This window comes from Cereibacter sediminicola (genome assembly GCF_007668225.1).
GTDB classification, from domain to species: Bacteria; Pseudomonadota; Alphaproteobacteria; order Rhodobacterales; family Rhodobacteraceae; genus Cereibacter_A; species Cereibacter_A azotoformans.
Map to the genome: position 1 here is coordinate 47175 of NZ_VDEK01000012.1, position 23255 is coordinate 70429.

General features: G+C 69.6%; 23 protein-coding genes, 1 tRNA gene and 1 riboswitch. Of the genes, 20 read left to right on the forward strand and 4 right to left on the reverse strand.

The annotated features are described in order from the left end of the window. Nucleotides 1-75 precede the first annotated feature (75 nt). The 5 genes from FG154_RS10165 (at nucleotide 76) to FG154_RS10185 (ending at nucleotide 4592) form a co-directional block, all read left to right on the forward strand. Complete coding sequence (locus tag FG154_RS10165) at nucleotides 76-702, forward strand: hypothetical protein (RefSeq protein ID WP_145107294.1); 627 nt, start codon at nucleotides 76-78, stop codon at nucleotides 700-702. 81 nt (nucleotides 703-783) lie between these two features. After that, nucleotides 784-2457: a formate--tetrahydrofolate ligase gene (locus tag FG154_RS10170; protein ID WP_145107296.1), complete on the forward strand. Its 1674-nt coding sequence runs from the start codon at nucleotides 784-786 to the stop codon at nucleotides 2455-2457. Nucleotides 2458-2531: 74 nt separating this feature from the next. Next, nucleotides 2532-2849, forward strand: coding sequence for a chorismate mutase (locus FG154_RS10175; RefSeq protein WP_011907626.1), 318 nt, complete (start codon nucleotides 2532-2534; stop codon nucleotides 2847-2849). After that, nucleotides 2846-3736, forward strand: a complete 891-nt coding sequence (gene folD, locus FG154_RS10180) for a bifunctional methylenetetrahydrofolate dehydrogenase/methenyltetrahydrofolate cyclohydrolase FolD (RefSeq protein ID WP_145107299.1) — start codon at nucleotides 2846-2848, stop codon at nucleotides 3734-3736. The genes FG154_RS10175 and folD overlap by 4 nt, the downstream gene beginning before the upstream one ends. A 136-nt stretch (nucleotides 3737-3872) precedes the next feature. Next, nucleotides 3873-4592, forward strand: a complete 720-nt coding sequence (locus tag FG154_RS10185) for a LytTR family DNA-binding domain-containing protein (RefSeq protein ID WP_145107302.1) — start codon at nucleotides 3873-3875, stop codon at nucleotides 4590-4592. Here FG154_RS10185 and pdeM read toward each other — a convergent pair. Continuing rightward, nucleotides 4556-5242, reverse strand: a complete 687-nt coding sequence (gene pdeM, locus FG154_RS10190; protein ID WP_145107305.1) for a ligase-associated DNA damage response endonuclease PdeM — start codon at nucleotides 5240-5242, stop codon at nucleotides 4556-4558. The two genes, FG154_RS10185 and pdeM, sit on opposite strands and share 37 nt — an antisense overlap. 97 nt (nucleotides 5243-5339) lie before the next feature. Next, nucleotides 5340-7739, reverse strand: coding sequence for a ligase-associated DNA damage response DEXH box helicase (locus FG154_RS10195; protein ID WP_145107307.1), 2400 nt, complete (start codon nucleotides 7737-7739; stop codon nucleotides 5340-5342). Nucleotides 7740-7824: 85 nt separating this feature from the next. Here FG154_RS10195 and FG154_RS10200 point away from each other — a divergent pair, with 85 nt between their 5' ends. The 14 genes from FG154_RS10200 to FG154_RS10265 all read left to right on the forward strand — a co-directional run bounded on the left by FG154_RS10200 (nucleotide 7825) and on the right by FG154_RS10265 (nucleotide 20815). Continuing rightward, nucleotides 7825-8634, forward strand: coding sequence for a TIGR00282 family metallophosphoesterase (locus tag FG154_RS10200; RefSeq protein WP_145107310.1), 810 nt, complete (start codon nucleotides 7825-7827; stop codon nucleotides 8632-8634). A 103-nt stretch (nucleotides 8635-8737) separates the two neighbouring features. Then, the gene (locus FG154_RS10205; protein WP_186312330.1) at nucleotides 8738-10516 is read left to right on the forward strand and encodes an SLC13 family permease; all 1779 of its coding nucleotides are present in this window, start codon (nucleotides 8738-8740) and stop codon (nucleotides 10514-10516) included. A 75-nt stretch (nucleotides 10517-10591) separates the two neighbouring features. Then, nucleotides 10592-11338, forward strand: coding sequence for a YebC/PmpR family DNA-binding transcriptional regulator (locus FG154_RS10210; protein WP_145107314.1), 747 nt, complete (start codon nucleotides 10592-10594; stop codon nucleotides 11336-11338). A 155-nt stretch (nucleotides 11339-11493) separates the two neighbouring features. Next, nucleotides 11494-12411 (forward strand): DMT family transporter, encoded by a 918-nt coding sequence (locus FG154_RS10215; RefSeq protein ID WP_145107316.1) that lies wholly within the window; start codon nucleotides 11494-11496, stop codon nucleotides 12409-12411. A gap of 61 nt (nucleotides 12412-12472) precedes the next feature. Further along, nucleotides 12473-13786, forward strand: a complete 1314-nt coding sequence (locus FG154_RS10220) for a UDP-glucose dehydrogenase family protein (protein WP_145107318.1) — start codon at nucleotides 12473-12475, stop codon at nucleotides 13784-13786. A 4-nt stretch (nucleotides 13787-13790) separates the two neighbouring features. Beyond that, the gene (gene galE, locus FG154_RS10225) at nucleotides 13791-14777 is read left to right on the forward strand and encodes a UDP-glucose 4-epimerase GalE (protein WP_145107321.1); all 987 of its coding nucleotides are present in this window, start codon (nucleotides 13791-13793) and stop codon (nucleotides 14775-14777) included. A 10-nt stretch (nucleotides 14778-14787) separates the two neighbouring features. Further along, complete coding sequence (locus FG154_RS10230; RefSeq protein WP_145107323.1) at nucleotides 14788-15582, forward strand: inositol monophosphatase family protein; 795 nt, start codon at nucleotides 14788-14790, stop codon at nucleotides 15580-15582. Continuing rightward, entirely contained in the window at nucleotides 15579-16031 is a 453-nt protein-coding gene (locus tag FG154_RS10235; protein WP_145107325.1) for a transglycosylase SLT domain-containing protein, read from the forward strand. The genes FG154_RS10230 and FG154_RS10235 overlap by 4 nt, the downstream gene beginning before the upstream one ends. Before the next feature lie 123 nt (nucleotides 16032-16154). Continuing rightward, nucleotides 16155-16252: riboswitch (TPP riboswitch) on the forward strand. Between the two features lie 47 nt (nucleotides 16253-16299). Then, on the forward strand, nucleotides 16300-17088 hold the full coding sequence (thiM, locus tag FG154_RS10240; protein ID WP_145107327.1) for a hydroxyethylthiazole kinase: 789 nt from the start codon (nucleotides 16300-16302) through the stop codon (nucleotides 17086-17088). Then, entirely contained in the window at nucleotides 17085-17696 is a 612-nt protein-coding gene (thiE, locus tag FG154_RS10245; RefSeq protein WP_145107330.1) for a thiamine phosphate synthase, read from the forward strand. Before thiM ends, thiE begins: the two co-directional genes overlap by 4 nt. Further along, nucleotides 17693-18496: a bifunctional hydroxymethylpyrimidine kinase/phosphomethylpyrimidine kinase gene (gene thiD / locus FG154_RS10250; protein WP_145107332.1), complete on the forward strand. Its 804-nt coding sequence runs from the start codon at nucleotides 17693-17695 to the stop codon at nucleotides 18494-18496. Before thiE ends, thiD begins: the two co-directional genes overlap by 4 nt. Next, nucleotides 18493-19422, forward strand: coding sequence for an ABC transporter substrate-binding protein (locus FG154_RS10255; RefSeq protein WP_145107334.1), 930 nt, complete (start codon nucleotides 18493-18495; stop codon nucleotides 19420-19422). The genes thiD and FG154_RS10255 overlap by 4 nt, the downstream gene beginning before the upstream one ends. After that, nucleotides 19422-20102 carry an ABC transporter ATP-binding protein gene (locus tag FG154_RS10260; protein ID WP_145107336.1) on the forward strand — a complete coding sequence of 227 codons (681 nt, stop codon included), beginning with the start codon at nucleotides 19422-19424 and terminating at the stop codon, nucleotides 20100-20102. Before FG154_RS10255 ends, FG154_RS10260 begins: the two co-directional genes overlap by 1 nt. Beyond that, entirely contained in the window at nucleotides 20099-20815 is a 717-nt protein-coding gene (locus FG154_RS10265; RefSeq protein ID WP_145107337.1) for an ABC transporter permease, read from the forward strand. The genes FG154_RS10260 and FG154_RS10265 overlap by 4 nt, the downstream gene beginning before the upstream one ends. A 9-nt stretch (nucleotides 20816-20824) precedes the next feature. Here FG154_RS10265 and FG154_RS10270 read toward each other — a convergent pair whose 3' ends face one another. Then, nucleotides 20825-22447, reverse strand: coding sequence for a sensor histidine kinase (locus FG154_RS10270; RefSeq protein WP_246100208.1), 1623 nt, complete (start codon nucleotides 22445-22447; stop codon nucleotides 20825-20827). Nucleotides 22448-22880: 433 nt separating this feature from the next. After that, nucleotides 22881-22955 (reverse strand) — tRNA-Thr (locus tag FG154_RS10275). A 101-nt stretch (nucleotides 22956-23056) separates the two neighbouring features. On the opposite strand from FG154_RS10275, the gene FG154_RS10280 reads away from it, so the two are divergent. Then, nucleotides 23057-23251, forward strand: coding sequence for a hypothetical protein (locus tag FG154_RS10280; protein ID WP_011907646.1), 195 nt, complete (start codon nucleotides 23057-23059; stop codon nucleotides 23249-23251). Nucleotides 23252-23255 lie beyond the last annotated feature (4 nt).

Genomic DNA, 23255 nt, shown 5'->3' on the forward strand with positions numbered 1-23255 from the left:
CGTGCTTCACAGGAGGCCCGTATTTCCCGACCCGTGCGGTCTTTCTTGCGTCTCTTCAGTGGCACAGCCGACATCATGACCTTCCAGCCGGTTCCCGTCTTCGCCGCCAGCGTCACCCTCACGCTTGCCTTGCTGCTCGGGGATCTGATCTTTCTCGACGACCTCGGTCTCTTCTTCAAGGAAGGGCAGGGCGTCGAGCGGCTGACGGTGGTGCTGTTCTTCTCGGCCATCCTGCTGTGGTTCGGCAAGCAGGGACTGGGCCGCGGCCTTGGCGGCTGGCATGTGCCCGTGGTGCTTCTCCTGATGGCGGCGCGCGAGCTGGACTTCGACAAGCGTCTGACTGACCAGGGGCTCCTGAAGCTCAGGACCTACACCAGCCCCGGCGGATGGGAGGACAAGCTGGTGGGGGGCCTCGTTCTCCTGCTGATCCTTGTGGTCCTGTGGCGGTTCCTGCGCCACAACCTGACGGACTGGCTGTCGCGGCTCTTCCGGCTCGAGGCCGGCGCCCTCTGGCTTTTCGTGGGCCTTGCGCTCGTGACCTTGGCCAAATCGATCGACGGGCTCGACCGCAAGCTCGCCCCGTTCGGCATCGACGTGCCGCGCGAGATCGGCCTGCGGGCCGGCCGGATCGAGGAGGTGCTCGAGCTTGCCTTCGCGCTTTGCCTCATCCAGGCCATCGCCCATCTCCGACGAACGGCCTAGCGCCGGCCGCCTCGACCTTCATCCTGACGGGCGCTAGATGAAAGGGAGGGGAGAGGTCCGGCAGGGCATGAGGGAGAGAGCATGACATTCCAGAGCGATATCGAGATCGCCCGCGCGGCGAACAAGCTGCCGATCCAGGAGATCGGGGCGCGCCTCGGCATTCCGTCGGGGGATCTGATCCCCTATGGCCACGACAAGGCCAAGGTCTCGCAGGGCTTCATCCGCGGGATTGCCGACCGGCCCGACGGCAAGCTGATCCTCGTCACCGCGATCAATCCGACACCCGCGGGTGAGGGCAAGACCACGACGACGGTCGGCCTCGGCGACGGGCTGAACCGGATCGGCAAGCGGGCGATCATCTGCATCCGCGAGGCCTCGCTCGGCCCGAACTTCGGCATGAAGGGCGGAGCGGCGGGCGGCGGGCGCGCGCAGGTGGTGCCGATGGAGGACATGAACCTTCATTTCACCGGGGATTTCCACGCGATCACCTCGGCGCACAACCTGCTGTCGGCCATGATCGACAACCACATCTACTGGGGCAACGATCTGGGCCTCGATGCCCGGCGCATCACCTGGCGGCGGGTGATGGACATGAACGACCGGGCGCTGCGCGACATGGTGGTGAACCTCGGCGGGGTCTCGAACGGCTTTCCACGTCAGACGGGGTTCGACATCACGGTGGCCTCGGAGGTCATGGCGATCCTCTGCCTTGCCGAGGATCTCGAGGATCTCGAACGGCGGCTGGGCGACATCGTGGTGGGCTACCGACGCGACCGCAGCCCGGTCTTCTGCCGCGACCTGAAGGCGGACGGGGCGATGGCGGTGCTGCTCAAGGATGCGATGCAACCGAACCTCGTGCAGACGATCGAGAACAATCCGGCCTTCGTCCACGGCGGACCCTTTGCCAACATCGCCCACGGCTGCAACTCCGTCATCGCCACGCGGACGGCGCTGAAGCTCGGTGACTATGTGGTGACCGAGGCAGGGTTCGGGGCCGATCTCGGGGCCGAGAAGTTCTTCGACATCAAGTGCCGCAAGGCGGGGCTGAAGCCCTCGGCCGCGGTGGTGGTCGCAACGGTGCGCGCGCTCAAGATGAACGGCGGGGTCGCGCGCGAGGATCTGGGGCGCGAGGATGTCGAGGCGCTGAAGCGCGGCTGCGCGAACCTCGGCCGCCATATCGCCAATGTGAAGGGCTTCGGCGTGCCGGTCGTGGTGGCGATCAACCACTTCACCACCGACACCGAGGCCGAGATCGAGGCCGTCCGCGCCTATGCGGCGGGGCAGGGGGCCGAGGCGATCCTCTGCCGTCACTGGGCCGAGGGTTCGGCCGGGATCGAGGATCTGGCGCGCAAGGTCGTGCAGTTGGCCGAGACGCCTTCGATGTTCGCGCCGCTCTACCCCGACGAGATGCCGCTTTTCGAGAAGATGGAGACCGTCGCACGGCGCATCTATCACGCACATGACGTGATTGCCGACCATGTGATCCGCGATCAGCTGCGGGCCTGGGAGGAAGCGGGTTACGGGGCGCTGCCGGTATGCATGGCCAAGACGCAATACAGCTTCACCACCGACGCCGCGATCCGCGGTGCCCCCGAGGGCCATTCGGTGCCGATCCGCGAGGTGAGGCTGTCGGCCGGGGCCGGGTTCGTGGTGGCCATCTGCGGCGAGATCCGCACGATGCCGGGCCTGCCGCGCGAGCCCGCCGCCGAAGTGATCCGCCTGAACGGCGAGGGCCGGATCGAGGGGCTCTTCTGACAGCGCGTTTCGCCCCCTTGACCTCGGATGCCCCGTATCTGAAACGGGGACCGGACCCAGAAGCGAGGACCAAGGTGCGAGCCCCGGAAGATTGCCATTCGATGGAAGACCTGCGCGCGATGATCGACGCGCTCGACGCCCAGATCGTCGGGCTCATGGCGCAGCGCGCGGGCTACATCGACCGTGCCGCCGAGATCAAGACCGACATCGGCCTGCCCGCGCGCATCGAGTCGCGCGTCGAGGAGGTGGTGCGCAACGTGCGTGTGCGCGCCATGGCCGAAGGGCTGGATCCGGCGCTGATCGAGACGCTCTGGCGGATCCTGATCGACTGGTCGATCGCGCGCGAGGAAGAGGTTCTGGGGCCCGACGCCCCGCAGGAGGGGACGGAATGACGGCGAAGCGGATCGACGGCAAGGCCTTTGCGGCGGGCGTGCGCGCGCAGGTGGCGGACCATGTGGCGCGGCTGAAGGCCGATCACGGCCTCGTGCCGGGCCTCGCTGTCGTTCTCGTGGGCGAGGATCCGGCGAGCCAGGTCTATGTCGGCGCCAAGGGCAAGCAGACGGTCGAGGTGGGCATGGCCTCGTTCGAGCATCGCCTGTCCGCCGAGACCTCCGAGGCCGAGCTGCTGGCGCTGATCGACCGGCTGAACCGCGATCCGCAGGTGCACGGCATTCTGGTGCAACTGCCGCTGCCGCCGCATCTGAATTCGGACCTCGTGATCAACGCGCTGGACCCGGCCAAGGACGTGGACGGCTTCCACATCTCGAACGTGGGCCGTCTCGGGACGGGGCAGAAGAGCATGGTGCCCTGCACGCCCCTCGGCTGCCTGATGATGCTGCGCGATCACCTAGGCAATCTCTCGGGGCTGAACGCCGTGGTGGTGGGGCGCTCGAACATCGTCGGCAAGCCGATGGCGCAACTGCTGCTGGGCGAAAGCTGCACGGTCACCATCGCCCATTCGCGCACGAAGGATCTGGCCGCTGTATGCCGCGGTGCGGACATCCTCGTGGCGGCCGTGGGCCGGCCCGAGATGATCACCGGCGACTTCGTGAAGCCGGGTGCCACCGTCATCGACGTGGGGATCAACCGGATCGAGCGCGACGGCAAGACGAAGCTCGTGGGCGATGTGGACTATGCCTCGGCGGCCGAGGTGGCCGGGGCCATCACGCCGGTTCCGGGCGGGGTGGGCCCGATGACGATCGCCTGCCTGCTGGCCAACACGCTGACCGCCTGCTGCCGCGCGAACGGCCTGCCCGAGCCGCAGGGCCTGACCGCCTGACATCGCGCCCGCCGGACCGGGCCGGATGCCGCGCCCTTGGGGAGCGGCCCCGCGCCTGCGTCACACGGCGGAGTTGATCGGCCCCCGCCGGCCCTGTAGCGACGAGTCATTCGTTCAGGTCTTGGCGGAGGCTTCCTTGTCCTTCTCGCGCCTTTATTCCGAATGTCTTGCCGCTCCGCTGCCCTGGATCGTCTGGGCGGCCCTTTCTGTCAGTCTCGCCGTCTCGGGCCCGTTCGGCAGCTATCAGACCGTGGCCCTGCCCGAACGTCTGCTGCTGTGGAGCGCGCTGGTCGCCATCACGCTCGGGCTGGGGCTTGTCCTTCGGATCTGGTTCGCCGCGGCGGGCCTGCGCGAGCTGAGGCGCGGGGCCGGGCTGGCGCTTGCCGTGGCGGCGCTCCTCACGCTGCCGATCTGGTGGCTCATGCGCCTCGCCTTCGGCCCCGAGGCGCCAAGCGCGGTCGAGGTGGCGCCCGCACTCTTCTGTGCGGCGCTGGGTCTCTCGGCCATCAGGGTGGGCACGCGGCCGCAGCCCTTCCGGGACGGCACCCCGCGCCTTCTGCAGCGGATGGAGCCGGGCCAGCGCGGCGAGCTGATCTCGATCTCGGTCCGCGATCATTATGTGGATGTGATGACGAGCGCGGGCCTCGTGAGCCTCTTGCTGCGCTTTTCGGACGCAATGGATGAGACCGAGGGCGTGCCGGGGGCGCAGGTCCACCGCTCGCACTGGGTGGCCTGGTCGGCCGTGACCGCGGTCGAGCGCGAGCCAGGCAAGCTGTTCCTGTTGCTGAAGGACGGCAGCCGCATTCCCGTCAGCCGCGCTCACCGCGCAAAGCTGGAAGAGCGCGGCCTGATGTGAGGGGCCCGGCGCGGCATGGGCACCGGGATGGCCTTGGTGCCGGTGAGGATCGCGAGCGCGCCCGGCCGCATCAGCGCCACCAGCGCCGGATCGTGGCACCAGAGCCCGCCGGTATAGGCGCCGTAGGCGGGCAGGATCAGGCGTCGGCCGTCGGTGAGGAAACAGGGCCTCGCCCGGCCCGCGAGCGTGCATTTCGGATGGTAATGGCCCGAGACCTCGGCCTCGCCCGCCGCGATGTGGCGGAAGGTGAGCGGCCCGAGCGTGATCTCGGCCCGGTAGCTGCCGCCGCAGTCGGTGGGGGCCGGGTCGTGGTTGCCGAGGATCCAGATCCACTCGCGCCCGGCCATCAGCCGCATGAGCCAGAGCCGCTGGGCCCCGGCCAGCGCGCCCGCCGCCTCGGCATCGTCGAACGAATCGCCAAGGCAGAGCACCCGGGCCGCGCCCGTGGCCTCGAGATCGCTGGTCAGCCGGGTGAGGGTGGCCTGCGTCTCGTAGGGCGGCAGCAGCGTGCCGCCGCGCCGCGCCATCCGCTCGGCTTTGCCCAGATGCAGGTCCGAGACGCAGAGCAGCCGCTCCTCGGGCCACCAGAGGGCCCCTGAGGGCAGCGCCACCAGCCGCGCATCGGCAAGGAAAAAGGTATGGCCGTTCATGGCCCGCTCCTGTCTCATCCGCGCGCGCCACGCAAGCGCAGGCTTGTGGATCCGGCGAGAGGCTCGGCACGGTGCGTGCCCTTGCCGAGTTTCGCTGTCAGCTCAGTCCCGCGGCGGCCATGAGGGCCGCGGCCTGCTCCTCCATCAGCCGCTGGCGTCCCGCGCCTTCGACGGGGATGCGGCCCATCTCGAGGAAGAGCGGCGCCGCGAGCGGGGTCACGCGGTCCAGCCGCAGGCAATCCACGCGGCCGTGGGTGCGGGCCAGCATCTCCTCGATCCGGCCGAAGTCCACGAGGCCACGCTCGGCCTCTTCGCGCGTGATGCGCAGCAGCAGGTGGCCCGGATCGTGCCGCAGGAGCGTGTCGTACAGGATGTCCGAGGAGAAGGTCGCCTGCCTGCCCGTGCGCCGCCGGCCCATGTGGGTGCGCTCGATCAGGCCCGCGATGATCGCCGAGTTGCGGAAGGTCCGCTTCATCACCGCGTTGCCGGCGAGCCAGCTCTCGAGCCCCTCGCGCAGCCGTTCGGCCTCGAAAAGCGGGGCGGGATCGGTCACGGCCTCCAGCCCCCAGATCAGCGTGGCATAGTCGGTCGCGACGAAGCCGAGGGGTGAGAGGCGCTCTTCCTCCATGCGCTTGGTGAGCAGAAGGCCCAGCGTCTGCTGCGCGTTGCGCCCGGCAAAGCCGTAGAGGCAGAGATGCTCGCGCCCGTCGTGGGGAAAGCTCTCGACCAGCAGCCGGTCGGCCTCGGGCAGGCGCGAGACCTTGCGCTGGAGGGCCAGCCAGTCGGCGGTGTGGCGTGGCAGGCCGGGCCAGCCGGGTTGCCGGAACAGCTCGAGGATCCGGTGGGTGAGAAGGGTGGAGGTGGCGAACTTGGTGCCGTTGAAGGTGGCCACCCGCGGATCGCGGCCGGGGTTTCGCGTGACCTCGACGGTCATCTCGTGCAGCCCCTCGTAGCGCACGACCTGGCCCGCCATCAGGAAGGTATCGCCGGGGGTGAGGGTGGCGGCGAAGCCTTCCTCGATCTCGCCCAGCGGCGCGCCGCCCCGGCCGCGCATCCGCACCTTGAGCACCTCGGTGTCGATGATCGTGCCGATGTTCATGCGGATCACCTGGGCCGTGCGCGGGTCGCGCAGTTGCCAGAGGCCGCCCCGCAGCATGATCCGCTGCCAGCGGTCATAGGCGCGCAGCGCGTAGCCGCCCGTTGCCACGAAATCGAGGCAGGCGTCGAAGTCCGCGCGCGAGAGGCGGGCGTAGGGCCCGGCGCTCTTCACTTCCTGATAGAGCGCGTCGGCCGCGAAGGGCCCGGCCGCCGCGGTGATGAGAATGTGCTGGCAGAGGACGTCGCGCGGACCTGGCCCCCGCGGCTCGCCGTCGAGCGCATGGTCGCGCACGGCTTCCAGCGCGGCGAGGCATTCGACCACCTCGAAGCGGTTGGCCGGCACCAGAAGCGCCTTGGAGGGCGCGTTATAGCGGTGGTTCGCCCGTCCGATGCGCTGGACGAGGCGCTTGACGTTCTTCGGCGCACCCACCTGGATCACGAGATCCACGTCGCCCCAGTCGATGCCCAGATCGAGCGAGCCGGTGCAGACGATGGCCCGCAATTCGCCCGCGACCATCGCCGCCTCGACCCGCTCGCGCTGCTCGCGCGAGAGCGAGCCGTGGTGGATGCCGATGGGCAGGTCGTCCTCGTTGGCAAGCCAGAGCGCGTGGAAGAACAGCTCGGCCTGCGCGCGAGTGTTGTGAAAGACCAGCGTCGTGCGGTGGCGGCGGATCTCGACCAGCACCTCGGGAATCGCGTGCCGCCCCCCGCCCCCTGCCCAGGGGGGCGGCGCCTCGGTCTCGAGCATGGCGATGTCGGGATCGGGGCCGGGATCGGCCATCAGCACGCGGCAGGGGCCGGGATGGGCGGCAAGGAAGCGCGCCAGCGCCGGCGGGTCCTCGACCGTGGCCGACAGGCCCACGCGGCGCAGGCCAGGCGCGAGGCGCTGGAGCCGGGCAAGGCACAGCATGAGCTGGTCGCCGCGCTTGGATTCGGCCAGCGCGTGGATTTCGTCCACGATCACCCGTTGCAGACCCGCGAAGATCCGCGGCGCATCCTCGTAGGACAGCAAGAGCGCGAGGCTCTCGGGCGTGGTCAGCAGGATATGGGGCGGATCGGCCCGCTGCCGGCGGCGGACGTGGCTGCCCGTGTCGCCGGTGCGGTCCTCGACCCGGATCGCAAGGCCCGCCCCCTCGATCGGGGCGCGCAGGTTGCGGCGGATGTCGGCCGCCAGCGCCTTCAGCGGCGAAATGTAGAGCGTGTGCAGGCCCGGCGCGGGCCGCGGGCCCAGTTCGGCCAGCGTCGGCAGGAAACCGGCGAGCGTCTTGCCCCCGCCGGTGGGCGCCACAAGGAGCAGCGCGGGCGCGTCCGCGCCGGCCAGCATCTCTTCCTGATGCGGATGCAGCGTCCAGCCACGGGCGGCGAAAAAGGGCGCAAGGAACGGCGGCAGGAGGCTCATGCGCAAAGGATAGGGCGCAGGGGCGGGGGCGGGAAGGGGCGGAATCCTCTTGCTCTTGGCACGCCCGCGCCCTAACGCTGCCGCCATGAGGCTTCTCTTTCTTGGCGATGTGATGGGGCGTGCGGGGCGCTCGGCGGTGGCGGAACGGCTGCCGGCGCTGCGCACGGAATGGGGGCTCGATTTCGTCGTCGTCAACGGCGAGAACGCCTCCAGCGGGGCGGGCATCACCGCCGACCATGCGAAGAAGCTGCTGGCATCCGGGGCGGACTGCGTCACGCTGGGCGACCATGCCTTCGACCAGAAGGAAATGCTCCAGTTCATCGAGACCGAGCCGCGCATCGTGCGGCCGCTGAACTACGCCCGGACAGCGCCGGGCAAGGGCGCGCGGATCTTCACCGTCGGCGGGCGCAAGGTGCTGGTGCTGCAGGCGCTGGGTCAGGTCTTCATGAAGCGGCCCTTCGACGATCCCTTCTCGGCCGTGGACGGGGTGCTGAAGGGCTCGCCGCTGGGCGGCGCGGTGCAGGCCACGATCCTCGACATCCACTGCGAGGCCACCAGCGAGAAGATGGCGATGGGCCACTGGTGCGACGGACGGGCGAGCCTCGTCGTGGGAACGCACACCCATGTGCCGACAGCGGATGCGCAGATCCTGCGGGGCGGCACCGCCTTCCTCAGCGACGCGGGCATGTGCGGGGACTATGATTCCGTGATCGGCATGGAAAAGTCCGAGCCGCTGCGCCGCTTCATCACCCAGATGCCTAAGGGCCGGTTCGAGCCCGCCTCGGGGCCCGCCACCCTGTCGGGCGTCTATGTCGAGACGGACGACCGCACGGGCCTCGCCCAGCGGGTCGTGCCTGTCCGGCTGGGCGGCCGGTTGCAGGAGTCGCGGCCCTGAGGCTGCCCGTCGTCACGACGGGACATGACAGGCGGTCGCACGCCGGCTTTGCTTGTCCGCGGTCACAGCGTATGCAGGCGAGCAGACTTCAACAGGAGAGATGATGTTCGGTCTCGAACTTTCGGAACCGATGCAGGCATGGACGGCGCTGGCGATCCTCGCCGGGATGCTGGTGCTCTTTGTCCGCGAGACCTACCCGGTTGAGGTGACGGCCATCGCGGGCGGGGCGCTGATGCTGGCGGTGGGCATCCTGCCGCAGGACGATCTGCTGAAGGTTCTCTCGAACCCCGCGCCCTGGACGATCACCGCGCTCTTCATCATCGTGGGGGCCCTTGTCCGAACCGGAACGCTGGATGCGGTGACGCAGCTGGCCACCCGCCACGCGGCCGAGCGGCCGCTGCGGACGCTGGGCCTGCTGTCGCTGGTGATCATCGGCATGTCGGCCTTCATGAACAACACGCCGATCGTCGTGGTGATGATCCCGGTCTTCATGCAGATCGCGCGGCAGATGAAGATCTCGCCCTCCAAGGTAATGATCCCGCTGAGCTATCTCTCGATCTTCGGCGGGACGATCACGCTGATCGGCACCTCGACCAACCTGCTGGTGGATGGCGTCGCGCGCGGCTCGGGGCTCGAGCCCTTCTCGATCTTCGAGATCACGCCGCTCGGGATCGCGATGGCGCTGATCGGCCTCTGCTACCTGTGGTTCTTTGCGCCGCGCCTGCTGCCCGACAGGGACAGCATGGGGATGCTGCTCTCGGACCGGACGCGGATGAAGTTCTTCACCGAGGTGGCCGTGCCGGAGGATTCGGCGCTGATCGGCCGCAAGGTCGAGGAGGTGGACATCTTCAAGCGCGAGAGCCTGCGGGTGATCGACGTGCTGCGCGGCGACGCCTCGCTTCGGCGCAATCTCGGCGAGGCGGTGCTGGAGGCGGGCGACCGGGTCGTGCTGCGCACCCCCATGTCCGAGGTCCTCAGCCTGCAATCGAACAAGGAACTGCGGCTGGTGGACAAGCTGTCCTCGGTCCAGACGCAGGTGGTCGAGGTGCTGATCACGCCGGGCTGCTTCATGGTGGGCCGGTCGCTCGGCGCGATGCGGCTTCGGCGGCGCTACGGCGTCTATGTGCTGGCGGCGCACCGGCGCAACCAGAACATCGGCCGGCAGCTCGACGATCTCGTGGTGCAGGTGGGCGACACCCTGCTTCTGGAAGGGGCGCAGCAGGACATCGAGCGGCTGGCCAGCGAGATGCAGGTGGTGGACATCGCCCAGCCGTCCGACCGTGCCTACCGCCGCAGCCGGGCGCCCGTGGTGATGGCGGTGCTGGCGGCGGTGGTGCTGCTGTCGGCGCTGAACGTGGCGCCGATCGCTGTTCTGGCGATGATCGGCGTGGCGGTGGTGCTGGTGACGCGCTGCATCGATGCCGACGAGGCCTTCGGCTACATTGAGGGGCGGCTTCTTGCGCTGATCTTCGGGATGCTGGCGGTCGGGGCGGGGCTCGAACATTCCGGCGCGGTGGGGATGATCGTGGGCGCGGTCGCGCCGCTGATGCAGGGTCTGCCTCCGTTCCTGCTGGTGTTCGTGGTCTATGCCCTGACCTCGTTCCTGACCGAGGTGGTCAGCAACAACGCCGTGGCCGTGATCCTGACGCCCATCGTGATCGGGCTGGCGGCCTCGCTCGGGGTGGATCCGCGGCCGTTCGTCGTGGCGGTGATGTTCGGCGCCTCGGCCAGCTTCGCCACCCCCATCGGCTACCAGACCAACACGCTGGTCTATGGTCCCGGCGGCTACCGGTTCACCGACTTCCTGCGCATCGGCCTGCCGCTCAACATCCTGATGATGGTGGCGATGAGCCTGCTGATCCCGGTGTTCTTCCCCTTCTGACGCAGGTTGCCAAGGCTTGCGGGGGGGGCGGGCGCTGGGCTATAGGCGCCCGGTATCAAAGGATCGGAGAGGGTCATGGCGGGCCATTCCAAATGGGCGAACATCCAGCATCGCAAGGGCAAGCAGGACAAGCTGCGCTCGAAGATGTTCTCGAAGCTGGCGAAGGAGATCACCGTCGCCGCCAAGATGGGTGATCCCGACCCCGACAAGAACCCGCGCCTGCGGCTGGCGGTGAAGGCGGCCAAGGCCGTCTCGATGCCCAAGGACGTGATCGAGCGCGCGATCAAGAAGTCGCAGGGCGGCGATGCCGAGGATTACTCGGAGATCCGCTACGAGGGCTATGGCCCGAACGGCATCGCGATCATCGTCGAGACGATGACCGACAACGTGAACCGCACCGCCTCGAACGTGCGCAGCTACTTCACCAAGTTTGGCGGCAACCTCGGCACCACCGGCTCGGTCAGCTTCATGTTCGACCGGGTGGGCGAGATCACCTACAAGCCCGCCGCCGGCGATGCCGACACGGTGATGATGGCCGCGATCGAGGCCGGGGCCGATGACGTCGAATCCGACGAGGACGGCCACTGGATCTATTGCGGCGATACGAGCCTCAACGAAGTGTCCGAGGCGCTGGAAAAGGTGCTGGGCGAGAGCGAGGAGGCCAAGCTCGTCTGGAAGCCGCAGAACCGCACGAACGTCGATCTGGAAACCGCGCAGAAGCTGATGAAGCTGATCGATGCGCTGGAAGAGGATGACGACGTGCAGACCGTGACCGCAAACTTCGACATCCCCGAGGATGTCGCGGCGAAGCTCGACGCCTGAGGCGGGCTGCGCGAAAGACGCCGCCCTCCGCAGGTCTTGCGGGGGGCTCGTGTGCCGGTGTGGGGTGCGCAACGGTCCGGCCTTTGCCGAAGCCCGCGCGGCTTCTTGATGATCTGCCCTTGCGATGCCCCGGCAGATCGGGTTGATTGCCGGCCATGAGCGCCTTCCCCGCAGATGCGAGCCGGACCCGCACGCTGGAAGGCGTGCTCTGGATGCTGGCCTCCGGCCTCAGCTTCGTGGCGGTGACGGGCATCGTCCGCTATCTGGGCACGGACATTCCGGCGGCTCAGGGGGCCTTCCTCCGCTTCGCCTTCGGCGTGCTGTTCCTGCTGCCGACGCTGATCCCGCTGCTGCGGGGCGGCTTTCCGCCCGGCGCGCTGAAGGTCTATTCCCTGCGCGGCCTCGTGCACACCTTTGCCGTGATCTTCTGGTTCTACGCCATGGCCCGCATCCCGGTCGCCGAGGTGACGGCCATCGGCTACCTGAACCCGGTTCTGGTGACGCTGGGGGCTGCGCTCTTCTTCGCCGAGCGGCTGGCGCTCCGGCGGGTTCTGGCGGTGGCCGTGGCGCTGGTGGGGGCGCTGATCGTGCTCCGGCCCGGCCTGCGCGAGCTGTCGCTGGGGCACCTGTCGCAGCTCGGTGCGGCCTCGTTCTTCGCCGTCAGCTACCTGCTGGCCCGCAGGCTGTCGGACGTGGCGGGGGCGGGGGCGATCGTGGCGATGCTGTCGCTGACGGTGACGCTGGGCCTGATGCCCTTTGCGCTGCTCGTCTGGGTGCCGGTGAGCGCGACGCAGCTTCTGTGGCTTGCGCTCGTGGCCGTGTTCGCCACGCTCGGCCATTACTGCATGACCCGCGCCTTTGCCGCGGCCCCGCTGACGGTGACGCAACCCGTCACCTTCCTGCAACTTGTCTGGGCCACGTTGCTCGGGGCGCTAGCCTTCGGGGAACGCATCGACCCCTTCGTGCTTCTGGGAGGCGGGATCATCATCTCGGCCATCACCTACATCACCTGGCGCGAGTCGGTGCTGAAGCGGCGGGCGAATGCATCCGTTGCGAAAGATACCTTAGGTTGAAATTGACAGTCTGGAATGCGGCTGACAGACAGGCCGCACAAGGGAAAGGACGGCTTCTTCCATGAAGATCGCGATGATCGGCACGGGCTATGTGGGCCTTGTATCCGGGGTCTGCTTCTCGGACTTCGGACATGAGGTCGTCTGCGTCGACAAGGACCCGGCGAAGATCGCCAAGCTGAAGGACGGCAAGGTGCCGATCTTCGAGCCGGGGCTCGAGACGCTGATGGCGCGCAACGTGGCGGCGGGGCGGCTGTCCTTCACGCTCGATCTGGCCGAGGCGATGCGCGGCGCCGAGGCGGTGTTCATCGCCGTGGGCACGCCGACGCGGCGCGGCGACGGGCATGCCGACCTCACCTATGTCATGGCCGCGGCCGAAGAGATCGCCCACACGCTCGAGCATTACGCGGTGGTCGTGACCAAATCGACCGTGCCGATCGGCACCAACCGCAAGGTGGCCGAGGTGATCCGGGCGGCCAATCCGGCCGCCGATTTCGACGTGGCCTCGAACCCCGAGTTCCTGCGCGAAGGGGCCGCCATCGACGATTTCATGCGTCCCGACCGTGTGGTGGTGGGGCTGGAGTCCGAGCGAGCAAAGCAGGTCATGGCCGACATCTACCGCCCGCTGTTCCTGCGCGACTTCCCCGTGGTCTACACCGGCCTCGAGAGCGCCGAGATGATCAAATACGCCGCGAACGCCTTCCTCGCGACCAAGATCACCTTCATCAACGAGATCGCCGCGCTGTGCGAGCGGGTGGGGGCCGACATCAAGGCCGTCTCGAAGGGGATGGGCCTCGACGGGCGGATCGGCAACAAGTTCCTCCATGCCGGACCGGGCTATGGCGGCTCGTGCTTTCCCAAGGACACCAGGGCGCTCGCCCGGATGGGGCAGGAGCATGCCTCGCCGATCCAGATCGTCGAGACCGTCATCAAGGTCAATGACGAGATCAAGCGCCGGATGATCGAGAAGATCGAGGATCTCTGCGAAGGCTCGTGCCGCGACAAGGTGATCACGGTGCTGGGCGTGACCTTCAAGCCCAACACCGACGACATGCGCGACGCGCCCTCGCTGACCATCGTCCCTGCCCTGATCGGCGCGGGGGCGAAGGTGCGGGTGGTCGATCCCGAAGGGCGGCGCGAGGGCGAGCATCTCCTGCCGGGCGTGCGCTGGATGGACGATGCCTATGCCGCGGCCGAGGGTGCCTCGGCGCTGGTGATCCTGACCGAGTGGAACGAGTTCCGGGCCCTCGATCTGGGGCGGCTGGCCCGCGTCATGGCCGAGCCGAAGATGGCCGACCTGCGCAATGTCTATGCGCCGGCCGAAGTGACCCGCGCCGGCTTCAAGGAATATGTCGCGGTCGGCCGGTCAGAGGGGTGAGTGGATGGGTGATCGGGTTCTGGTGACGGGCGGGGCGGGCTACATCGGCTCGCACGCCTGCAAGGTGCTGAAGCGGGCCGGGTTTGAGCCCGTGACGTTCGACAACCTCTCGACCGGCTGGGAACAGGCGGTCCGGTTCGGCCCGCTCGCGCGCGGCGACCTGATGGACCGCGCCAGCATCGACGCGGCCCTCGAGGAATGGAAGCCCGTCGCGGTGATGCATTTCGCGGCCCTGTCGCTGGTGGGCGAATCGATGCGCGATCCGGCGACCTACTGGCGGGTGAACGTGAACGGCGCGCTGAACCTGCTCGAGGCGACCGTCGCGCAGGGCGTGAAGAACTTCGTCTTCTCCTCCACCTGCGCGACCTACGGCGATCAGGATGGCGTGGTGCTGGATGAAGACACGCCGCAGCGCCCGATCAACGCCTATGGCGCCTCCAAGCGCGCGATCGAGGAGATGCTGGCTAATTTCGGCGCCTCCTTCGGGCTGAACCACACGATCTTCCGCTATTTCAACGTGGCCGGCGCCGATCCCGAGGGCGAGGTGGGCGAGCAGCACGAGCCCGAGACCCATCTCATTCCGCTGATGCTGGATGCGGTGGCGGGAAAGCGGCCGGCGCTGACCGTCTTCGGCACCGATTATCCTACGCGCGACGGAACCTGCATCCGCGATTATGTGCATGTGATGGATCTGGCGCAGGCGCATGTGCTGGGGCTGAACCGGCTGCTTCAGGGCGGCAACAGCCGGGTCTTCTGCCTCGGCACGGGGCGCGGCTTCTCGGTGCGCGAGGTGATCGAGCAGTCGCGCGCCGTCACCAACCGCGAGGTGCCGATCGTGTTCGGCGATCGCCGGGCGGGCGATGCCGCCGCCCTTGTCTGCGGGTCGGAGCGTGCCGTGCGCGAACTCGGATGGGAGCCCGAACGGTCCACCCTGCCGCACATGATCGCCGACGCATGGCGCTGGCATCAGGCCCCGCGCTTTGAGCAGTGAGGATGAGAGAGTGACCGATCCGGTCGAAGACCGCCTGGCCTTGGCCTGCGAAGTGGCGGCGGAAGCCGGCCGCCTCGCGCTTGACTTCTTCGCCCGGCGCGAGAGCCTCGCGGTCGAGGCCAAGGCAAGCCCCCAGGATATCGTGAGCCGTGCCGACCGCGAGGTCGAGACGCTGATCCGGCGCCGGATCTCGGACCGCTTCCCCGAGGACGGTTTTCTGGGCGAAGAGCACGGGGCGCAGGCGGGGACATCCGGCTTCACCTGGGTGATCGACCCGATCGACGGGACCGCACCCTTCCTCGCCGGTCTGCCGCACTGGTGCGTGGTCCTTGCGCTTCAGCAGGACAGCCGGACAGTGGCGGGCGTCGTCGAGCATCCGCTCGCGCGCGAGACCTTCACCGCCCGGCGGGGGGGCGGGGCCTTCCTCAACGGCGAGCGGCTGCATGCGCGCGCCGATCTGCGCATCGGCAACTGCAACGTGGCCCTCGGGGCCAGCCATCGCACGTCGCCCGACCTCGCGGCCGCGCTGGTGCGCGAGCTGATGCGGCGCGGCGGGATGTTCTACCGCAACGGCTCGGGCGCGATCATGCTGGCCTCGGTCGCCGCGGGCCGGCTGGGCGGCTATTATGAGCCGCACATGAACCCCTGGGACTGTCTGGCGGCCATGCTGATGGTCGAAGAAACACAAGGGCTCGCTTCCCCCTTCCCCGAGGACGCAAGCGGTGGCATGGTGCTCGTCGCCGCACCGAACGTGTGGGAAGATCTGACAGCCGTTGTGAAGGCAGCAGAGGGACAGGCAGGATGAAGGTCATGAGGACCGCCGCGCTTCTTGCGGCGGCGCTGGCGCTGGCGGGCTGTGGCGGAGGCGCCACGCCCAGAGACGGGCGCGGCGAAGGCTCGGGTCAGCCCGAGGTGATGCGGATGGTGAGCGACTATGCCAAGCTCTACCAGGTTCCGCCGTCGCTGATGCACCGCGTGGTGCGGGGCGAAAGCGGCTACAATCCGGCGGCGCGCAACGGGCCCTACCTGGGGTTGATGCAGATCCATCCCCAGACCGCGAAGACCATGGGCCACAAGGGCGGGGCCGAGAGCCTGCTCGACGCGCGCACGAACCTGACCTACGGCGGCAAATATCTGCGCGGCGCGTGGCTGGTGGCGCGCGGCAACGAAGAGCGCGCGATCCAGTGGTATCGCAACGGCTATTACTACGAGGCCAAGCGACTTGGGCTGCTCGAAGAAACCGGCCTGCGCTGATCCGGCAGGCCGCGCCCTTCGGCAGCGCGGGTCCATTCGCGCTTCGTGAAATGCCCGGCCCGGGGCCCCACCGCGCCCGCCCGAAGAGACTTGCGCCGCGCGCTCGCCTCGCGGTATGGCTTTGGTCAGTGACAGGGGCGTCCGGGACATGTCCGGGCTGAGAAGCACCCTTCGAACCTGAACCAGGTCATGCTGGCGGAGGAAGTCGCGATGCTGCAGGTCCTGCGCCTGGGGTCATTTCGTCTCCTTCCGTCATGGAAGGAGCAAGATGGATCGCTGCGGAGCCTATCTCGACACCATGCGGAGCACGGCGCCGCTGGTGCAATGCATCACCAACTTCGTTGCCATGAACGTAATGGCCAACGTGCTGCTGGCTGCGGGCGCCTCGCCCGCGATGGTGCATGACGCCGAGGAATCGGGCGAGTTCGCCGCCATCGCGCAGGTGCTGACCATCAACCTCGGCACGCCCAGCCCGCGCTGGGTCGAGGGGATGGAGGCCGCGGCGCGCGGCGCCGTCGCGGCCGGGCGGCCCTGGGTGCTCGATCCGGTGGCGGTGGGGGCCACGGCCTTTCGGCGCGACCTCGGGGCGCGGCTTCTGGCGTTGAAGCCCGCCATCATCCGCGGCAACGCCTCGGAGATCCTCGCCCTCGCCGGCGCCGAAGCGCGGGGCAAGGGCGCCGACAGCGCCGACACGGTGGCGGCCGCCGAGGCCGCCGCGCAGCGTCTGGCCGAAGGGTCGGGCGCCGTGGTGGCGGTGACGGGCCCGGTGGATTTCGTCACCGACGGCCGCCGGGGCATCCGGTGCGGCAACGGACATGCGCTGATGCCGAAGGTCACCGCGCTCGGCTGCTCCCTGACCGGCATCGTCGGGGCCTTTGCGGCGGGCCAGCCCGCCTTCGAGGCCACCGCCGCGGGGCTTGCCTTCTTCGGCCTTGCGGGTGAGGAGGCCGCGCGCCGGGCCTCGGGGCCGGGCAGCTTCCAGGTGGCCTTCCTCGACGCGCTTCATGCGATGACGCCCGATGACCTCGACCGCGGCGCGAAGCTGGAGGCGGCATGAACCTCACGCTCTATTTCGTGACGCCCGACGGTGCCGCGAACTCCGAGGCGCTGGCGGTCGCGGCGGTGCGCGGCGGGGCCACGCTGGTCCAGCTGCGCGACAAGCACAGGAGCGACGCCGAGCTTGTCCCGCTGGCCCGGCGGCTGGTCGCGGCGCTGGAGCCTTTCGGCGTGCCGCTGATCGTGAACGACCGGGTCGAGGTCGTGCTGGCGGCGGGTGCGGCGGGCCTTCATGTGGGGCAGGGCGACCTCGGCATCGAGGAGGCGCGGCGGCGGATCGGGCCGGACCGGCTCCTTGGCCTGTCGGTCGAGGCGCCCGGGCATCTGCAGGCCCTGCCGCTGGGGATCGTGGATTACGTGGGCGTGGGGCCGGTGCGGGCGACGGCCTCCAAGCCCGATCATGCGCCGCCCATCGGGTTTGACGGGCTGGCGCGGCTGGTCGCGGCGGCGCCGGTGCCGGCCGTGGCGATCGGCGGGCTTGGCGCGGGCGATGCGCGGGCGGTGAAGGCGGCGGGCGCGGACGGACTGGCGGTGGTGTCGGCCATCGGCTCGGCCGCGGACCCCGAGGCGGCCGCGCGCGCGCTGGCCGAGGAATGGAGGCGCGCATGATCCCCAACATCCTCTCCATCGCGGGCTCGGACCCGTCGGGCGGCGCGGGCATACAGGCCGACCTCAAGGCGATCGGCGCAAACGGCGGCTACGGGATGGCGGTGCTGACCGCGCTCACGGCGCAGAACACGCGCGGGGTGACGGGGGTCGAGCTGGTCGCGCCCGCCTTCGTCACGGCGCAGATTCGCGCGGTCCTGACCGATGTGCGCACCGATGCGATCAAGATCGGCATGCTGGGAACGGCGGCCGTCACCGAAGCGGTGGCGGCCGAGCTGGCCGGGCAGGGGGCGCCGGTCGTCCTCGATCCGGTGATGGTGGCCAAGGGAGGCGACCGGCTGCTTGCGGCCGAGGCGGTGGCGGCTCTGCGCGAGCGTCTGTTGCCGCTGGCGCGGATCGTCACCCCGAACCTGCCCGAGGCGGCGGACCTGCTGGGCGAGGCCGAGGTTTCGGACCGGGCGGGCATGGAGCGTCAGGCGCGGGCGCTGCTGGCGCTGGGGCCGGGGGCGGTGCTGCTCAAGGGTGGCCATCTGGCGGGCGAGGACTGCCCCGACCTGTTTCTCGACCGGGACAGGATGGAATGGCTGGTGGCGCCCCGCACCGATACGCGGAACACGCACGGAACGGGCTGCACCCTGTCGTCGGCGCTCGCCACGCATCTCGCCCTGTCGGGCGAGGCACTCGCCGCCTGCCGGGCCGCCAAGGCCTACGTCTCGCGCGCCATCGCCGGGGCCGATGCCCTGTCCGTCGGCAGCGGCCACGGGCCGACCGATCACTTCTTCATGCTGAGGAGCCCCGAATGAAACGCGCCGCCCTGCTTGCCCTGCTTCTGCCTGCGCCCGCCGTGGCGCAGCCGCTGACCATCGCGCTCGACTGGTTCGTGAACCCCGATCACGGGCCCATCATCGTCGCCGAGCGGCAGGGCTGGTTCGGCGAGGCGGGCCTCGAGGTCGAGATCGTGGCCCCGGCCGATCCGGCCGATCCGCCGAAGATGGCGGCCTCGGGTCAGGTCGATCTTGCGATCACCTATCAGCCGCAGCTCTACCTGCAACATGCCGAGGGGCTGCCCCTCGTGCGGGTAGGGACGCTGGTCGAAAGCCCGCTCTATTGCGTCATGGCGACGGCCGATGGCCCGGTGCAGGGGCTGGCCGATCTGAAGGGGCGCAAGGTCGGCTTCTCGGTCGCCGGGATCGAGGAGGCGCTGCTGCACACGATGCTGCGCACGAACGGGGTGGAGCCCGCGGAGGTCGGGTTCGTGAACGTCAACTTCGCGCTGACCCCTGCGCTGGCCAGCGGGCAGGTCGATGCGGTGGCGGGGGCCTTCCGCAACTTCGAGCTGCACCAGATCGCCGCCGCGGGACAGGAGGGCCGATGCTTCCTGCCCGAAGAGAATGGCGTGCCCGCCTATGACGAGCTGATCTATGTGGCCAACCCCGACCGGATGGACCGCGACGCCGTGGCCGCCTTCTTGAAGGTGACCGAGCGGGCGGCCGGCTGGATCGCGGACCATCCCGACGAGGCGTGGGAGGTCTTCCGCGGCTGGTCGGCCGAGGTGGATGATGAACTGAACGCCGCCGCATGGGGCGACACGCTGCCCCATTTCGCGGCCCGGCCGATGGCGCTTGACGCCGACCGCTATGCCGGCTTCGGGCGCTACATGGCCGAGGTGGGCCTGATCGCGGAGGCGCCCGCGGTGGCCGACGTGGCGGTCGATCTGTCGGCCCCCTGATGGGGTTCGGGATCGAGGGCTCGGCCCGGATCGGCGGCCGGGTGCTGTTTCGCGACATCGCCCTGCCGCTGGCGCCGGGTTGGACCTGCCTGCTCGGCGCGAGCGGCGCGGGCAAGAGCACGATCCTGCGGCTCGTGGCGGGCCTGCCCACGGGCGCAGAGTTCGAGGGACAGGTGAGGGCCCCGCGGCGGATCGCCTGGATGGCGCAGCGCGATCTCCTGCAGGAGCGGTCGAGCCTTCTTGCGAACGTGCTGCTCGGGCGCAGGCTGTCGGGTGCGTCGGCCGATGCCGCGCGGGCGCGCGAACTTCTGGATCTGGTCGGGCTGGGGGGACAGGAGGCGCGGCGGCCCCCGAGCCTCTCGGGCGGGCAGCGGCAACGGGTGGCCCTGGCCCGCGCGCTGATGGAGGAGGCGCCCCTTGCGCTGCTGGACGAGCCCTTCTCGGCCCTCGATGCGGGCACGCGGCGGCGGATGCAGGATCTGGCGCTGGAGCGGCTTTCCGGTGCGGCGGTGCTGATGGTCACGCATGATCCGATGGAGGCCCTGCGGATGGGCGATCGGGTCTGGCTGCTCGAGGGCGGCATGCTCCGCCCGGTGACGCTGCCGCAGGGGCCGGTGCCGCGGCCGCTGCCTGCGCTGGCGGCCGAGGCCGAGCGGCTGATGGCGCGGCTCGCGGCATGAGGGCCGTGCTGGCGGGGATCGCGCTGCTGGCGCTCTGGCAGGCGGTGGTGAGCCTCACCGCGGTGCCGCCCTTCATCCTGCCGGGGCCGGTGGCGGTGCTGCAGGCGATGGTGGCGAACCGGGGGATGCTTGCGCAGAACGCCGCGACGACGGCGGCCGAGATCGGCCTGGGGCTCGGGCTGGGGGTGCTGACGGGTCTGGCCGCGGGCCTTGCCACGGCGCTTTCGGATCGGCTCGGGCAGATCCTCCGGCCGCTTCTCGTCATCAGCCAGGCGCTTCCGGTCTTTGCGCTGGCGCCGATCCTGACGCTGTGGCTCGGCTACGGGATGGGGTCGAAGGTCGCGGTCGTGGTGCTCATCACCTTCTTCCCGGTTGCTTCGGCGCTGCATGACGGGCTGCGCGCGACCCCCGAGGCGGCGCTCGATCTGGCGCGGCTGGCGCGGGCGCCGCGCTGGCGGGAACTGATGTGGCTGAGGCTGCCGCATGCGCTGCCGCATCTGGCGGCGGCCCTGCGGATCGCGGCCGTCTATGCCCCGATCGGGGCCGTGATCGGCGAATGGGTCGGCTCCTCGGCCGGGCTCGGCCATCTGATGCTGCTGGCGAATGCGCGGATGAAGACGGACCTCATGTTCGCGGCGCTGGCCGTGCTGGCGGCGATGACGCTGTCCCTGCGGGCCGTCACCGATGCCGGGCTGAGACGCGCGGGCCTCTGAGCGGGCCGGTCAGACCGGGCCGGGCGGCGCGGTCCCGCCCATCGCCGGCACCCGGATCTCGATCGCCGCGCCGCGCTGCGCGGGCAGCGTGCGGATCGTTCCGTTCACCTGGCCGATCAGGCTTGCCACCATCCGCACGCCAAAGCCCGGCTGCGCCATCAGGTCGAATCCCTCGCCAAGGCCCGGCCCGTCGTCCTCGACCGTCAGCACCAGTTCGGCTCCCTCGCGGCGGCAGCTCACCCGAACCTCCGGCTCGGGCCCGCCGTGCTTGAGCGCGTTCGTCACCAGCTCGTTCAGGGCGAGCGAGAGGGCAATGGCGCTGTCGGCCGTCACCTCCGCGCTGCCCTGAAGATCGGGCGTCACCTGCGCGCGGCCGCCCTCGCTTTCCTCGATCGCCTCGCACAGCGCGGGGACGAAGGGGCCGAAATCCACCTGTTCGCTCGCCCCCAGCCGGTGAAGCAGGTCGTAGGTCCGGGCGATGGCGCCGATCTGGCCCTGGATGCGGATCATCCGCTCGCGCATGGCGGGCTCTGTCACGCCGCGCCGTTGCAGCGCCACGAGGCTCGAGATCAGCTGGAGGTTGTTCTTCACCCGGTGGTGCACCTCGCGCAGCAGCATCTCGTTGCGCTCGAGGGTGCTGCGGAGCGCGCGGGTGCGCTCGGTCACGATCCCGTCGAGATCGGCGTTCACCCTCTCGAGATCCGCGCGGGCCTGCTGGAGTTCGCGGACCGAACGCCTCAGGTTCTGCGTGACCTGCCGCCGCTCGTCGGCGGAGACCGCCAGGATGAAGGTCGAGAGCGCGACGACGGCGATCAGCAATTGCATCGCAATCACCCGGTCCACTCCTGCCAGATCCGTGAAGGGGCCGAGCCCGTCGAGCATGGCCCGGATCGCGATGCCCGTCACCGCAAGGACGGCGAGCGTCGCGCCCTCGATGCGGAAGCGCAGGGCCGCCCAGACCAGCAACGGAAAAAGCAGATAAAGATGGTCCAGATCGTGCGCGACGCGCAGCGACAGGACCGCGCCGGCGATGAGGCCGCCCGCCAGCACCAACGCCTCGAGCAGCCACAACCGGGGCGGCATGCGCGGGCGCTCGCGCGGGGCGAGCCAGACGAGGAGGGTGGTCCCGACCAGAAGCAGGCCAAGCGCGTCGCCCAGCCAGAAGACCCGCCAGTAATGCAGGTAGCCGATCTCGGGGAAGCGGAGCTTGATGATCAGCGCGCCTCCTGTCGCGGCCAGGGCCGAAGCCGCGAACGGAGCGATCAGGACGTAGCGGACGAAGGCCGCCAGCCCGTCGATCCGCACGGGGCCGTTGGTGAGGCGACGCAGAAGGGCCGCGGCGAGCGTCGCCTCGAAGCCGTTGACCACGCCGAAGGCCAGCGCCCAGGGCAGGCTCAGCGTGTCCCAGCCGGCTATGACTTCGCCCAGCACGCCCGCGGCCAGCAGGAAGGGCCAGTGTCGCGGGATGCTGACGAGAAGCCCCGCCAGCAGGACGGCATTCGCCGGCCAGAGCACCACCGTGCCCGTCGGCGGCATGGCCGTCGCGGTGCCGATCCGGCCCATCAGGACGTAGCCTGCAAGCACCAGGATCAGCACCAGCCAGAGCGGCGCCATCGCATCGCGTCCCCGCAAGGCGGACGATCCGAACCACGACACTGCCACACGTCCCTCCGGTACCTGGGGGTCAGATTTGCCCGAAGCCGCGGCAAATGCCAGCGCAACTTGCGGAACAGGACGACGACGGGGGGTCGAAGGCCCGTGCGGGGCGGCGGTCCGCCCCGGGACCGGCCACCCCGCTCTCGCGCCCCTCGGGGCACGCAGCCGAATACACTGCCCTTGCGGGTGGATCCGGCAGGGTTACCTGCAAGAGATCACTTTCTCACGAGGAAGAAGATCGCACGGCGGGCAGAGTCGCGCAAAGGCGCCGATCGCCGCAGGCAAGGACGGTCTCCGACCGGATGTGGCGCAACCGACCCGGGGCGGAACGTGGCCGCCCTGCGCGCACTGCGGCGCATCGTCAGGGATCTGCCTGCCCGTCCGGGTCGTTGTCTCGAGATGGGGAGGGTGGTGCTGCAGGAGAGGATTGAACTCTCGACCTCTCCCTTACCAAGGGAGTGCTCTACCACTGAGCTACTGCAGCGTCTGGTGCCCCTGCCGGGCGTGGCGGGTGATTAGACGCAATCCGACCGCCGTGCAAGGGCCAACTGGACGCTTTTTTGTCGCTGCGTTACGAAAGGCGCCATGAGCGGAAAGGCGAAGGATCAGGCGCCGCAGGGCGCCACGGGCGGCAAGGCTTCGCCGGGGGCGAAGGGGCCTGCGGCAGAGAGCCGCGAAGACCGGTTGAAGGCGGCGCTGAAGGCCAATATGGCCCGGCGCAAGGCACAGGCAAAGGCGCGCGCGGCCCGCGAGGCGGGACCCGAAGACGCGCCGGAATGAGGGC